Annotated in this window: 13 protein-coding genes; 8 read left to right on the top strand and 5 right to left on the bottom strand. The window is 48.8% G+C overall.

What is annotated here, in order from left to right:
* Nucleotides 1-100 precede the first annotated feature (100 nt).
* Nucleotides 101-1,699, bottom strand: a complete 1,599-nt coding sequence (purH, locus tag ACK5NH_RS06820; protein ID WP_416918606.1) for a bifunctional phosphoribosylaminoimidazolecarboxamide formyltransferase/IMP cyclohydrolase — start codon at nt 1,697-1,699, stop codon at nt 101-103.
* Nucleotides 1,700-2,034: 335 nt separating this feature from the next.
* Between purH and zntR the strand changes: the two genes are divergently transcribed.
* Together zntR and ACK5NH_RS06810 are read left to right on the top strand one after the other, a co-directional pair.
* On the top strand, nt 2,035-2,508 hold the full coding sequence (gene zntR, locus ACK5NH_RS06815; protein ID WP_220054528.1) for a Zn(2+)-responsive transcriptional regulator: 474 nt from the start codon (nt 2,035-2,037) through the stop codon (nt 2,506-2,508).
* A 2-nt stretch (nt 2,509-2,510) separates the two neighbouring features.
* Nucleotides 2,511-3,980 carry a permease gene (locus ACK5NH_RS06810; protein ID WP_416918603.1) on the top strand — a complete coding sequence of 490 codons (1,470 nt, stop codon included), beginning with the start codon at nt 2,511-2,513 and terminating at the stop codon, nt 3,978-3,980.
* A gap of 98 nt (nt 3,981-4,078) precedes the next feature.
* Here ACK5NH_RS06810 and ACK5NH_RS06805 read toward each other — a convergent pair whose 3' ends face one another.
* Nucleotides 4,079-4,966 carry an SPFH domain-containing protein gene (locus ACK5NH_RS06805; RefSeq protein ID WP_416918601.1) on the bottom strand — a complete coding sequence of 296 codons (888 nt, stop codon included), beginning with the start codon at nt 4,964-4,966 and terminating at the stop codon, nt 4,079-4,081.
* Nucleotides 4,967-5,311: 345 nt separating this feature from the next.
* On the opposite strand from ACK5NH_RS06805, the gene ACK5NH_RS06800 reads away from it, so the two are divergent.
* From ACK5NH_RS06800 to ACK5NH_RS06790, 3 genes are read left to right on the top strand one after another with little or no spacing between them, the layout of a single operon-like run.
* The gene (locus ACK5NH_RS06800) at nt 5,312-5,566 is read left to right on the top strand and encodes a hypothetical protein (RefSeq protein WP_416918599.1); all 255 of its coding nucleotides are present in this window, start codon (nt 5,312-5,314) and stop codon (nt 5,564-5,566) included.
* 3 nt (nt 5,567-5,569) lie between these two features.
* On the top strand, nt 5,570-5,860 hold the full coding sequence (locus ACK5NH_RS06795) for a hypothetical protein (protein ID WP_416918597.1): 291 nt from the start codon (nt 5,570-5,572) through the stop codon (nt 5,858-5,860).
* Between the two features lie 6 nt (nt 5,861-5,866).
* Entirely contained in the window at nt 5,867-7,477 is a 1,611-nt protein-coding gene (locus ACK5NH_RS06790) for a PepSY-associated TM helix domain-containing protein (RefSeq protein ID WP_416918595.1), read from the top strand.
* A 38-nt stretch (nt 7,478-7,515) separates the two neighbouring features.
* On the opposite strand, the gene ACK5NH_RS06785 is transcribed toward ACK5NH_RS06790, so the two are convergent.
* Nucleotides 7,516-8,688 (bottom strand): MFS transporter, encoded by a 1,173-nt coding sequence (locus ACK5NH_RS06785; RefSeq protein ID WP_416918593.1) that lies wholly within the window; start codon nt 8,686-8,688, stop codon nt 7,516-7,518.
* Nucleotides 8,689-8,906: 218 nt separating this feature from the next.
* Nucleotides 8,907-9,950, bottom strand: coding sequence for a diguanylate cyclase (locus ACK5NH_RS06780; protein WP_416918591.1), 1,044 nt, complete (start codon nt 9,948-9,950; stop codon nt 8,907-8,909).
* A 654-nt stretch (nt 9,951-10,604) separates the two neighbouring features.
* On the opposite strand from ACK5NH_RS06780, the gene ACK5NH_RS06775 reads away from it, so the two are divergent.
* Complete coding sequence (locus ACK5NH_RS06775) at nt 10,605-12,005, top strand: DASS family sodium-coupled anion symporter (protein WP_416918589.1); 1,401 nt, start codon at nt 10,605-10,607, stop codon at nt 12,003-12,005.
* 70 nt (nt 12,006-12,075) lie between these two features.
* Here ACK5NH_RS06775 and trxC read toward each other — a convergent pair whose 3' ends face one another.
* Entirely contained in the window at nt 12,076-12,498 is a 423-nt protein-coding gene (gene trxC, locus ACK5NH_RS06770) for a thioredoxin TrxC (RefSeq protein ID WP_416918587.1), read from the bottom strand.
* 188 nt (nt 12,499-12,686) lie between these two features.
* Between trxC and ACK5NH_RS06765 the strand changes: the two genes are divergently transcribed.
* Nucleotides 12,687-13,022 carry an FKBP-type peptidyl-prolyl cis-trans isomerase gene (locus ACK5NH_RS06765; RefSeq protein ID WP_011621259.1) on the top strand — a complete coding sequence of 112 codons (336 nt, stop codon included), beginning with the start codon at nt 12,687-12,689 and terminating at the stop codon, nt 13,020-13,022.
* Between the two features lie 166 nt (nt 13,023-13,188).
* Entirely contained in the window at nt 13,189-14,175 is a 987-nt protein-coding gene (locus ACK5NH_RS06760) for a diguanylate cyclase domain-containing protein (RefSeq protein WP_416918585.1), read from the top strand.
* The last annotated feature ends 1 nt before the right edge of the window (nt 14,176 follow it).

Raw genomic sequence — 14,176 nt, 5'->3', positions numbered from 1 at the left:
GTCATCCCTTTGAGTTTTAAATTCTTGTGGTTAGATTCTTAGCGCTACAGAGTGCGATAAACGAAACAGCCAGCACATGGCGTGCTGGCTGTAGGCGGCATTAGTGACGGAAGTGGCGCATGCCAGTCATCACCATGGCCATGCCGTGCTCGTCGGCTGCGGCGATGATTTCAGCATCGCGCATTGAGCCACCAGGCTGGATGATGCAGCTGATGCCCGCCGCCGCTGCGGCATCGATACCGTCGCGGAATGGGAAGAAGGCATCGGACGCCATCACAGAGTTAACCACTTCTAAGCCTTCATCGGCGGCCTTGATACCCGCAATCTTAGCGCTGTAGACGCGGCTCATTTGGCCGGCGCCGACACCGATTGTCATACCGTCTTTAGCGTAAACAATCGCGTTAGATTTAACGAACTTAGCTACTTTCCAGCAGAACATTAAGTCCTTCAGCTCACTCTCGGTCGGTTGACGTTTAGTCACGACTTTAATGTCATCTAAACCAACCATGCCTTGGTCGCGGTCTTGCACCAGCAGACCACCGTTCACGCGCTTGTAGTCTAAGGTCTTGGTCTTAGTATCCCATTGACCACACTCTAACAGACGCACGTTGGTTTTCTTGGCCACCACATCGCGTGCGCCTTGGCTCACAACTGGCGCAATAATCACTTCAACGAATTGACGCTCAACGATAGCGCTAGCGGTAGCTGCATCTAACTCACCGTTAAAGGCGATAATGCCGCCGAAGGCTGAAGTTGGGTCAGTTTGGTAGGCACGGTTATAGGCATCGAGCAGATCTTTACCTAAAGCGACACCACATGGGTTAGCGTGTTTAACGATAACGCAAGCTGGCTCGCTGAACTCTTTTACGCACTCTAGGGCTGCATCGGTATCGGCGATATTGTTGTAAGACAGTGCCTTACCTTGCAGTTGTATCGCAGTCGCGACTGAAGCTTCATCGATCTTAGTGTCGACATAGAAGGCTGCGGTTTGATGGCTGTTTTCGCCGTAACGCAGATCTTGCTTCTTCACTAATTGGGTGTTGAAGGTGCGTGTGAACTTTGAGTCTTCGAAGCACTCGTCAGTGCTGTGTGCAGGAACCATAGTGCCGAAGTAGTTAGCGATCATACCATCGTAACCGGCAGTGTGTTCGAAGGCGGCAATCGCTAAATCGAAACGGGTTGCGTGAGTCGTGCTGCCATTGTTGGCGGCCATTTCGGCTAATACGCGGTTATAGTCGGCCGCATTTACCACGATAGTCACGTCTTTATGGTTTTTCGCCGCAGCGCGCACCATAGTTGGACCACCGATGTCGATGTTTTCAATCGCATCTTCTAAGGTGCAACCGGCTTTAGCGACGGTATCGGCAAAGGGGTAGAGGTTAACCGCAACCAGATCGATTGCATTGATGTTGTTGGCAGCCATGACATTTTCATCAAGACCGCGACGCGCCAAAATGCCACCATGCACTTTAGGGTGCAGGGTCTTAACGCGACCATCCATGATCTCAGGGTGTCCTGTATAGTCAGATACTTCGATAACAGGCACGCCGTTATCCGCTAACAAGCGAGCGGTGCCGCCCGTTGACAGCAGTTCAACGCCTTGGGCGTGTAATGCTTTGGCGAATTCGAGAATTCCGGTTTTATCTGAAACGCTTAACAGCGCGCGACGAATGGGTCTGGCATTATTTGCAACAGTCATTTGGGTACAGGGTCCAGTTATTTTAGTTTCAAGGATCTTTCGGAAAACAGAACACCTTCAATCGGTTCTGCTTTCCAAAAGCCCCTTGGTCCTACTTATATTTTTTGTCCCAGCGTCAGGCGCGCGTATTCTACCGTAAAACTGGATTTACGGGTGTTTTTTCTGCGCGATTTCACAATATTGATATCAGAACAAAGTGGAATGACTTTAGGGTGAAGTGTAAATTTCAAAATAGCCCTTGACCTTAGAGTAGGCTCTAAGGTTTATACTCGCTCCATCATATTGATTGTCAGTGTTGCTTGAGGTGATTCGAGTGATGCTGCAAAGGATTAACTATGTACCGAATTGGTGAGTTAGCCGATTTATGCGAGGTTAAGGCCGACACCCTCAGATTCTATGAGAAACATGGCCTGCTTTCGCCTTCGAGCCGTACCGACTCTGGCTATCGGGTCTATACCGATGCCGACGCGGCGCGGCTGCGTTTTATTCTGCGGGCGAAGGCGGTGGGTTTTACCTTAAGTGAAATCAGTGAGTTGTTGTCTATCGACCTCGACAAATCCAACTGGGCCTGTGCCGATGTTAAGGGCATGGTCGATCTTAAGCTGGCGCAGGTGCAAGCCAAAATTGCCGAGTTATTGCATTTTCAAACCAGCTTACAGAGTCTGTCGGATGCCTGCTGCGGCGGGCCGCGTAGCGCCGAACATTGCTCGATTTTAGAGGCGCTAGAGTCGAGTACCGAACGAGTACGCGTTGAGCATGACCATGGCGCCGCAGATTGCACCACAACCCTAGATAAGTCAGGGAATTAATTATGTTATTGAAGAATTTTATTGATCTGTTTTTAGATTCCGCCCCTTGGCTATTGCTCGGCTTGATTCTGGCGGGCTTACTTAAAGTGTTTGTGCCTATGGCGTGGATGCAAAAACAGCTCGGCGGACATGGTTTTAAAACCGTGGTTAAGGCGGCGTTATTGGGCGCGCCGCTACCGCTGTGTTCCTGTGGTGTGATCCCCGCGGCCGTGGGGCTGCGCCGCTCTGGGGCATCGAAAGCGGCAACCACCTCCTTTTTGGTTTCAACCCCTGAGACTGGGGTCGACTCTGTAACCGTTTCCTATGTCTTACTCGGCCCTTTTATGGCGATAGTGCGGCCGATTGCGGCGATCACTAGCGCTATTGTCGCGGGCCTTTTAGTGGGACGTGATGATGATGGCAAACCTGCGGCTAAAACTGAGGTTCAGTCAGGTAAGGCGTTAGCCAGTGAGACGCCAGTAGCCTCTTGCTGCGCTTCTAAATCTTCGGCGAAAGCGACTGTGGTAAAAGCCGAAGCGGTAAAAAGCTGCTGTTCATCGACTAAAACGTCTGCAATTACACCTGTGAAATCATCCTGTTGTGGTGATAAAACTCAAACGCCTTCAACCGAGCCGAAAATCAAAATGACGCCTATGGCAGCACCAAGTTTAATGGCGGCTGGCGGCCCAATCATGGGTTCTGTCGGTATGGTTAATGCGGCTAAAGTCAGTGCGGTTAAGGTTGAAAATACTGGTTCATGTTGTGGCACTCAAACCGCGACGCCTGAAAAAATTGTAGTAGTGAAGAAGGGAGCTTGCTGTAGCAGCACTAGCTCGAAGGCGGTTGATGTTCATCAAGCTGAAGGCGAAAGCTGCTGCGCATCTACTCAGGATATGGCGACTGAGCTGAAGTCTGAGTCAGTGATTGCGCGGGTCGGCATTGGGCTTAAATATGCGGCGACGGATCTGGTGCGTGATACCACGCTGTGGTTGCTGGTGGGCTTATTCTTCGCAGCTTTAGTGCAAACCTATGTTCCAGAGGACTTTTTAGCCAAGTGGGGCGATGGATTGCTGGCCATGCTGGTGATGGTACTTGTATCTGTGCCTATGTATATCTGCGCAACAGCATCGACGCCGATTGCTGCGGGATTGTTACTCGCGGGTGTTTCTCCCGGTGCCGTGCTGGTGTTTATGATGGCAGGTCCTGCGACCAATATCGCCACCTTAGGCGTAGTGACTAAGGAGCTGGGGAAGCGTGCACTCTATGGCTACCTTGGCGGTGTGTTAGGTGTTGCCCTCGCGGCTGGCGCTTTGGTGAACTATCTGGTTGCCACCTTTGGTTTTGAGGTGATGCCGCAGATTGGTGAGCAGCACCAAATGTTGCCCGAATGGTTAGTGGCAACCTCAGGCATAGTACTCGCGTTGCTGATGGCAAAAGTGGTGTTTGAGAAGATCCCTCGCAGTTGGTTACGCCGCAGCGATTGCTGTTCATAGCAATAGCGATAAATAAAAATCCCCAGCAATGACTGGGGATTTTTTATGGTAAAGCACTACTAGCAGCGAATAGCTTACTTGCGATACCAAGTCATGTATTAGTTGGTCTTCTTGGCATCGATAAAGGGCAGGGTGCCTGTTGGTAAGACTGTGGTTGGCAGTTTGCCATCCCACTTTTCGGCCTTAGTTAATTCCACTAGATTTTGGTTTTGTGCCAGTGCCTCGGCGCGGCTCTTAATGGCTGACGCTTCCGCATCCCCCTTGATCCTAATACTCTCAGCCTCGGCCTTAGCGCGGGCGAGTTGCGAGTCGGCTTCTGCCTGAGCTTGGGTCACGGCGATTTGTGCGCTGACTCTTTCTTTCTCTAGGTTTTGTAGTTGAGTCTGTACCTCAACTTCGGCGCGCATTCTGTCTTCGACAGATTTTTCATAGGCATTGGAGAAGTCGATATTTTCAATCTGCACTGAGGTTATTTCGATGGGGCCTTTGACCGAGTTAGTGATGGCACTGGTGACATCGATACCGAATTTGATCCGCTCCTGCACGACCGAAATCGCAGTGTATTTACCAAAAATGTTCTCAACTTGCGTAGGTACTTGGCGGTCGAGCAGGCGAGCTACCATGGCATCGATACTCTTAAAGTTGGCATAGACCTCTTCGACACGATCCGGCGGCACATTAAAAGTTACCGAGGCGTTGAGGGTCGCGGGTTGTTGGTCGCGGCTATAGGCTTGCAATGAGCTGTAGCTGGTGGTGTGGGTTTGAGTGGATATTTTCACGACTGTATCAAACAGTGGCATTTTAAAGCCGAGCCCAGGTTCGGCGGTGCCAATGATCTTGCCGTTACGCAGAATCACCCCGCGCTCACCTTGGTCGACCGTGTACCAACTGCCAAAAAGCGAGATGAAGAGAATTAGTAAAATCACCAGGGGGATGATTTTAGAGAGGCCAATAGAGCTTGGCAGATTGAGTTCACTTTTTATCATGTCGCTTCCTTTGCTGATATGTTGCGATAGGTGGAATTTAAACTTATCGGGTAGAATACGGTTTGTTTTTTAACCATTTAGATTACATTTTGCCGCAAAATGTAACTTAATGGTTAATGCATAGCAATCATCCCTAAGCAAAGTCGTTGTCACGTGACTCTGATCCTATTCTCCATACTTACAGTGTAAATCTTATTGCGAACTGTTCTCATCAAAGTTAGAGTCCCGCAAATTTACTCAGTTTTTCTATGGCTTTCATTGTGTTATTTGGCACTGGTTGCAGGGTGTGACCAAGAAACATGACAGCTAATACGCTAACACTTTGTGGTGAGAGGATACGATCCCGTGTTGCAACTCGTCTTTTTGTTGTCGACGCTTGTAGCCTGCTTGTTATTTTATTTGACTAACAAGCAGCAAAAACTCTTGGCAAGCTCCCTTCCTAAGCGGCCTTGGCGTTTACTCGCCTACGGCATGACTGTCGCTAGCCTTATTGGCTGGCTCAGCCTTTTTACCCTTAGCGCCGCCATTTTTATTTGGATAGCCCTGCTGATGTTGCTTTCGGGCTTAGTGCCTTTTATCTCACTTATCGGGCGGAAATAAGCCATGGCGCGTTTAGCTGAAAATGACAAGTTACAACCCGACTGGTGGACTAAGTCACTGGCGGGGTTGGTGTTAGGCTTTACCTTAGCTTTGGGCCTAGTGGGATTATTTGCCTGGTTTGGCCCGGGTGGAATCGATGCCGACACTAAGGTGCAGTTCAATATGTGGATGATTACACCCATTTGGTTATCGATCTTAAGTTTTAGCTTTCTATTTAAAACTGGGCTTAGGGCCATCGGCTATTTAGGCCTGTTTAACATTCTGACTTATATAGTTTTATATACCTTTAGGTGATAAGGGATGAAAGTTCGCAGTGATGTGTTACGGGTGTATCAGTCTATCCATATTTGGACTGGAATCATCGCCGGAATCGTATTGTTTATCGGCTTTTATGCTGGTTCGCTCACTATGTTTAAGGGGGCGATTGACGCTTGGTCAATGCCGCCTTCTGTGACTTTGCCGCAAGTCTCAACCGATAGGCTCGATGAGTTAGTATCGCAGGTGTTAGCGCGGGACGATAAGGCGAAAAACGGCTTTAGCTTGCACTTGAATGATCATCATCAGTCGCCGATGACTTGGTATCAACAGGGCTCGGAACGTGAACTCAACATGAGTAACCAGCTTTGGCATGCTAGCCTCGACGAGCTAGGACAATTAGTCACCCAACTAAGCACGCCAAGCGAGCTGGCCGAGCTGATTGACCAATTACACCGCACTGCGGGTATTGCTGGTGAAGTGGGCCACGATCAAGCGGGCGTCTATGTGCTCGGCGTCGCCGCCGTCCTATACTTCCTGGCACTGATTTCTGGAGTGATTTTCTTACTACCCACCTTAACCAAAAGCTTTTTCGCCCTGCGTAAAGATAAGGGCGAGAGTCGTTTCTGGCTCGATGCCCATAACTTAGTCGGCATTACCAGTCTGCCATTTCATCTGGTGATTAGCCTGACCGTGATTGTATTTGCCTTCCATGATCAGCTTTACGATGGGCTTAAGCATGCGGTTTACGGTGAAAAACCGCTCTTTGCCCAGCCCGCACCCGACAGAACTCCCTATACGCTCGCCGATTTGCCTAAGATAAGCACTGTTCTGGCTAAGGTGCAGGATCTCGCCCCCGAGTATCAAGTGCATGAAATGACCTTTATGAGCTTGAATAATCCCCGTGCGACCTTGCGTTTAGGGCTATATAACCCCAAGGGTTTTATGCGTGGGCCGGTCACTGATTACTTATATCTACATCCCTATAGCCTCAAGGTGTCCAACAGCACGATCGACCAAAGTGACAAGGGCATTTGGGCCAGAACGGTCGCGGTATTCTTTGGGCTGCATTTTGGCAGTTACGGGGGAGATCTTGGTCGTTGGGTATACTTCTTTCTTGGTTTGAGCGGTGCCTTGTTATTTTACAGCGGTAACTTGCTGTGGCTGGAAAAGCGACGTAAAAAACAAACGAGAGCCTGCCGCTTAATGGCGAGCGCTACCGTGGGAATTTGCTTAGGGTCGGTTGCTGCCTTGGCAGTGAGCATGCTGCTGGGGAAGTGGCTTTACGCGCATGTGAGTAATATTAATCACATTTACCTCTGGCTATATTATGTCGTGTTCGCAGCCTTGGTAGCCTATGCCTTTTGGCGCGGCGCGGCGAGGGCGGCATTGCTGATTTTACCTTTGTGCGCCTTGGCTACTCTGGCAATGCCTATCACTTCTTTGATTGGGTTGTTAGTACCGAGTTTAGGATTATGGGCTCCCGATTCGGCGGTAACTCTTGGGGTCGATCTGGTAGCGCTCGGCTTTAGCGGACTGTTCTTCTATGGATATCGACTCACGCGCCATCGCGTTTTGAATGGCCCGCAGGACAGTGTCTGGGCGATTCCCAGTAAGGAGACTGTGGTCGAAGAAACCAGGTTAAAAACAGTTTGAAAAATGGGCGCCTTAATCGGCGCCCAATTTTCCATGCCTTAAGCTTTTGCCGTCGGCAAGCGGGGTTTGTTCTGTACCAGTAAGTGCGCGCCAAGGTAACAAGAGGTGAGTACAAAACTTGCGGCTAAGTAGAGTAACAAGCCATGTTCGATATGATTAAAGCGACTCGCAGCAACCGGGCCGATAACCGAACCTACGGAATAACTGAGCAGCATAATCTGAGTTGCTGACACAATTTGGCTGCTGGGCAGATGATCGCAGGCCAGACTGATGGCGATAGGGTAGAGGGCAAAGGCGCAGGCGCCCAGCAACACAAAGCCTAACCAGAGTCCAACAAGGGATTTCTGTGTCAGTAAAAAGAGTGCCGCAGCGCCAATTAAGCAGAAGGCGGCCATTAAGGCACTCTTCTGAAAGCGTGGAGATAAATAGCTCACTAAGGGCTGGACTATCATGCCGCCCATAATGATCAGCGCCATAAATTGCCCTGTCTGCTGGGCAAATCCCATGTCCTGTGACACATAAACAGGCAATAGGCCGTAAATGGGACCGAGCAATAATCCCGATACTAAACAACCGACAACGGCGGGTTTACTCAGAGTTTTGAGATCCGAGAGGGCGATCGAGTGTTGCTCGCTCGATTGGGGTTGGCCACGTTTGACTAACAGCGCTGGCAGACTGGCGGCGGCCAGTAAACCTATTACCACTAAATAGGGCAGGTTGCCCGTGGTACCTAAGTAATCGACGGCGAGTTGTCCTATTGCGGTGCCGCCGTAAAGGGCGGTCATGTAGAGACCTAGGCGTTTGGCCCGTTGTTTTGGGGTATCGGCCATCAGTAACCAAGATTCGACGACCACAAAAATCCCTGCCACCGCGACACCTGCGACCAAACGTGCAGCTAACCAAACGTTACTCTGCGGTAGTAAAACCATCAGCACAACGCTGCATAGTAAGATATTGAGAAACAAAATAAAGGCTTTACTGTGGCCGATGCGTGCCACGATTGGCGCGATACAAGGTGCCCCCAGTAATAAGCCGAGGTAGAAAATACTCGCGAGCCATGGCGCGAGATCGGGGCTGAGTTCGAAATAACTGAGCGAGAGCGGGATTAAACTCATCAAATAGCCCGACGCCAGGGCAAATAGGCTTAAGCCCGCAACAGGCACAAAAAGTCCTGGCTTTTGAGTCGATTGAGTTAACGCTACATTTTCCACTGGCGGTACCAAACAGGTAAAAAATAAACAGGAGGCGAGATTACGGGCGCGACTTTATGCCGGATCTAGTGCGGGGTAAAGTGAGTTAGATTGACTGAGATGGTGAATAAAATTTGTGTTTATTATTCATAGAGATAATGGGATTTAAATGTTGCTAGCTTGCAGTGTTGTTGTTTGTTTTTTCGACGAAGGTTTCATCACTTCCCTGTTATTTACCTTCATGCTTGCGTACCGTTAAACATGACTACTCGATTTCTGCCAGCGAGTTTGGCTTGATAGAGCGCCTTGTCCGAGCGCCTCAGCAAGGGTTCTGGGGCATAATCCGCAGTGCTCATAGTGGTAAAGCCGATACTCACACTGACGCTGATCGGTATGCCGTCGAAGTCCATGGTAGCCTTAGCAATGGTTTCCCTAATATCGTTAAAAAATTGCATTGGCTCATACTCGGTTTGCTCAGGAAAGATAATGGCAAACTCCTCACCGCCGATGCGAAAAAATTTTCCTGGACTCATCATCATGGTTTCGGAAATGGCGACGATTCGCTGTAGCACATAGTCGCCTGCAGTGTGCCCAAATTGGTCATTAAGCCTCTTAAAATGGTCTATATCCATCAAAGCAAAGAAAAAGGATTGTCCATTTTCATGGAACGCATCTATGGCTTGTAGGATTTTTTGGGTAAACACCCGACGATTGGCAGCCCCTGTCAGATGGTCTGTTGAGGCAAGGTATTCGAGTTCCTTAAGCTGTAGTCTCAGGCTGATGTTAAGGCCAATCCAATGAGCCAAACATTGTAATTCTAATGCGTGTAACTCTTTGTAATGAGAAGGTTTGTTGTGGGCTACATTAAGGGTGCCTAAACAAATATCACCATAAAGCAGCGGGGCATTCATGCTGGTATTCATACCGCTCTGCGCTAGCATAATGCCATCCAGCTTGGTTGATTTAGTGAGGTCGTCGCAAATAAGCACAGTCTTTTCTGAAAAGGCACGACCGACAAGGGTGTTGGCGATAGGTACTCTAAAATCGAGTGGGATCGCTTTATTGCCACTGATGGAATAAATTTTTAAATAGTCTGCATCTTCTTTTAGGGTAATGCTGGCCCTTTCGGCATCAAATAGTTGGTAGATCCATTGGGAAACGGTATCGAGTACTTCTTGGAGTGAATTAGCCACCGTGAGCGCTTGCACAAATTCGACAGGTAGGGAAATCTGATGCCCTTGAGCGTGATCAGATAAGTCTAAAGGGTTGAATCTTCTTTCCATACTTATGCCCCTAAATGCACTTGGCTATTTAAAGAGATATTTTAAATACCCAATTGAGGTTCTAGCTGAAATATAAGTGGAGTTTGTAACCTCTGCAATCTTTATTGGGTTTTAGTTAAATCTTGGCCGGGTGCTATACGGCGTATTCAAGTGTGAGTTGAAGGTATCTATGGACGATTCGCTAACCATCGGCGTGGTAGCAAAGTGGTGGTGTTGATAGGATAACATGCACGACAAGTGATTCATGTTGTTTTAATGTAAATAAACAAGCGATGGTGATGTTAATGGGTTGTCGACATATTCATCTGTAATATCCTCAATGGTTTCGTGATTGTGGTTTTAATTACTGTTATTAATGTTAAATTCAGTCTTAATCACTTGGTGTAAAACTGAAGTTTGACATGAGTCACAGTTTTAAACATTTATTTAGTTACAGCTTTATCTGTCTTTTGCTTGAATTTTATTCGTTTGAAAATTATGTACATAAGTTCAGATCAAAAACAGGTGATTTTCATCTCGAAAATGGTGTTTATGCGCCTTTTGTCAGCAGTATTTGTGGTTGCTGAGTAGCAAAATGACAAAATAAACTGCTTTGCCAAGTGTGACCTATGCCCTAAATTTGCCTAAAAAAATAATGGTATGAAGGTTGTCACCATGTCCTTAGAGCAATCAAAGTCTGTACCCCCTAATCATTCGCCCGCGAATGCCGGGCTTGAAAAGAAAAAAATGCTGATCTTAGTCGCGGATATTTTGCTGCTATTTGCGCTGTATTACGGTTTGCCATTTGATCAAGGGGTCAATACCGGGCTTGCAATCTTAGTGTTCGCCGCCGTTTTGTGGTTAACCGAAGCGATTCACATCAGTATCACGGCGATTTTAGTGCCTATTTTGGCGGTATTCTTTGGGGTGTTTGAAACCAAGGAAGCCATGAGTAACTTTGCCAATCCGATTATCTATTTGTTTTTCGGTGGCTTTGTACTTGCTGCGGCGCTGCATCATCAAAAGATCGATACTTTGATCGCGCAAAAACTCCTGCTGGCATCCAAAGGCAAACTCAGCATTGCCTGTTTAATGCTATTTGGGGTAACGGCGCTGTTGTCTATGTGGATCAGTAACACTGCCACCACGGCAATGATGTTGCCATTGGCGCTGGGGATTTTGCAGCAACTCGATCGTAAGCTGTACCACAGCACTTATGTATTCCTGTTATTGGGTATTGCCTATTCTGCCAACATCGGCGGTATTGGTACTTTAGTCGGCAGTCCGCCAAATGCGATTGCGGCGGCGCAGGTGGGACTGAGTTTTAGCGATTGGCTGAAGTTTGGCATCCCAACCGTGATCTTAATGTTGCCTATGATGCTGCTGGCGCTCTATTGGTACTTTAAGCCGGATTTATCGGCAGAATGTAAGCTGGATGTCGAAGAACAAAAGTTGACTTTCCAAGGCAAACTGACCTTAGTTATCTTCCTCGCGACAGTCTGCTGCTGGATTTTCAGTGTGCCATTGGCGAAGGCACTCGGCGGAATTACGCAATTTGATACCGTAGTTGCACTAGGTGCGGTCGTTCTGCTGGCGGGTTTAGGACTTGTTGGTTGGAAGAAGATTGAATCAACCACAGATTGGGGTGTGTTGATCCTATTCGGTGGCGGTTTGACCTTGAGTGCCGTGTTGAAAAGCACTGGTACCAGTGTGTTCCTCGCGCACTGGATGACGGATATTTTTGGCAGCACCCATATGTCGCTGTTCGTGTTTGCGGTGATTGCCTTTGTGGTGATGCTGACCGAGTTTGCCAGTAATACCGCGAGCGCGGCGCTGTTAGTGCCTGTATTTGCGGCGATTGCCGAAGCATTAGGGGTATCACCCGTCATGCTATCCGTGCTGATTGGTATTGCGGCTTCCTGCGCCTTTATGCTGCCAGTGGCGACGCCGCCTAACGCCATTGTTTATGGCTCAGGCCATATTAAGCAGTCGGAAATGGTGCGAGTGGGGATGATAGTCAACTTCCTCAGCATGATAGTGCTGGGGATTATTGCTCACACCTTCTGGGAAGTGTAAACGCGGCTCAAGCAGTCTGATAAAAATACCCAGCTTAGCTGGGTATTTTTATGGGCGAAACTCACAGACTCTAACAATAACTCTGCAGCCATTGGTCGAACGCCGACTTGGGCAAGGCGCCCGCCTGCTGTGCGATAACATGCCCCTGCTTGAAAATCATCAGCGTAGGGATAGAGCGGATCCCAAATTGCGCCGTCAGTGCTTGCTGCTCCTCGGTATTAATCTTGCCGAAGCGAAATTGTGGTTCCCATGCTTTTGCCGCCGCCGAAAAGGTTGGCGCAAAGCTTTTACAGGGGCCGCACCAGCTTGCCCAAAAATCGACAACGAGTGGTAACTCTGACTTGTGAGCATGATTGATAAAATTGTCGCTCGTGAGCTCAATAGGCGCCGCCGCAAACAGACTCTGTTTACATTTGCCGCAGGTCGGCTGCTCAGTTAACCGCTCTTGGGGGACACGGTTTAAGGTGTCACAGTGGGGGCACGCGATAATCATGGAATGGCTCCTTAGCTTAATGCATGGTGTAGATATGGGGGCGGTGCGGTGAATTTAAAGGGCGGTAAAGCGCATCGAAACCTGCGCCACAAAATGGATGACGCACACCGACAAGCCCGGCTTGCGATGTTAGAATAGGCACTTTGATGAATCACTTGAATGTAAGTGACGGCGAAGAGATTAATTAAATGACTGAATTAGAAGTTGTCGATCTGGTAATCGGCGAAGGAAAAGAGGCCGTAAAAGGCGCGTTGATCACTACTCAATACCGTGGTTTTTTGCAGGATGGCACTCAGTTCGATTCCTCCTATGACCGTGGTCAGGCATTTCAATGCGTGATCGGTACTGGCCGTGTGATTAAAGGCTGGGATCAAGGACTGATGGGCATGAAGGTTGGCGGTAAACGTAAGTTATTCGTTCCCGCGCACTTAGCCTACGGCGAGCGCCAAATTGGTGCCCATATCAAGCCGAATTCGGACCTCACCTTTGAGATTGAATTGCTTGAAGTGCTAACCCGCGATTAAGCGTAACGCGTTGAAGATGGGGTCTGCATTTGGCTGACTCCTTTTGAACTGCTTGTGATCTCCCTTTTGCTATGTCCCTTTGGCTTTATCCTTTTGACTATGTCCCTTCAGCATGAACTGTTTTACACTGGACGAAAATCCCCCAACCTAACAACAGAGACTTTTCGTGGTAGCGGATTCTGCAGCACAAATAAAGCAACTTCAGGCCGAAATCGCCGAGCTCAAACGTGAAAATGCGCGGTTAACGGCGCTCAATAATCGCGCCGAAGAAAAACTCTTTGCCGCCCTCGATGGCAATGGCTTGTGTTTGTGGGAGCAGCATGTTCCCAGTGGCAATCTCACCCTGTTCAATGTGAAGTGGGGCGAACTGCTTGGCTTTAGCCGCGAGGAGCTTCGCGCCCATGTCGACAGCTGGAAAAGCAAACTTCATCCAGAGGATAAAGACTGGGTAATCAAAGCCTTTGAAGACCATGTGAATGGCAAGGCCGATTATTATCAGGTCGTACATCGCATGCTGCACAAAGATGGCAGCATCACTTGGGTGTCGGATCGTGGCCGCATTGTTGAACGTCTACCCGATGGCACGCCGCTGCGGATGATGGACAGCCATATCGATATCACTCAAGAAAAGCGCTACGAGCTGGATTTAGCAAGGCTAGCCCATAGCGATCCGCTCACCAACTTGATGAACCGCCAAGCCATCACCACGGCCTTCGATGAGCTATTGCAACCCGGCCAGCGCGGGGCGTTATTCTTTATCGATCTTGATGGTTTTAAAGCCTTAAATGATCACCATGGCCACAAGTTTGGCGATAACTTATTGGTGCATGTGGCGCATTCCTTAGTGGAACATTCGGGCGCACAGGCGAAGATCGCGCGGCTCGGCGGGGACGAGTTTGTGATTGTCCTGCCCACTTCGGATATCGAAGCCCTAGGCATGCTCGCGCAATCCTTACTGGATGTTTATCAACAGTGTTTCTTGCTCGATGGCTGTGAAGTGGCGATTAGCCTGAGTATCGGTATCGATATTTTTGAGTACGGTGAGCGTTTTACCCAAAGCTGCGATCGCGCCGATGCGGCTATGTATCGCATTAAACACCAAGGGAAAAACGGCTACAGCTTCTCACGGAATGAGAGCAGTATTGACCGCTAAT

The sequence above is a fragment of the Shewanella sp. genome (assembly GCF_047975355.1).
Lineage (GTDB): Bacteria > Pseudomonadota > Gammaproteobacteria > Enterobacterales > Shewanellaceae > Shewanella.
This window is presented reverse-complemented; position numbering and strand designations above follow the sequence as displayed.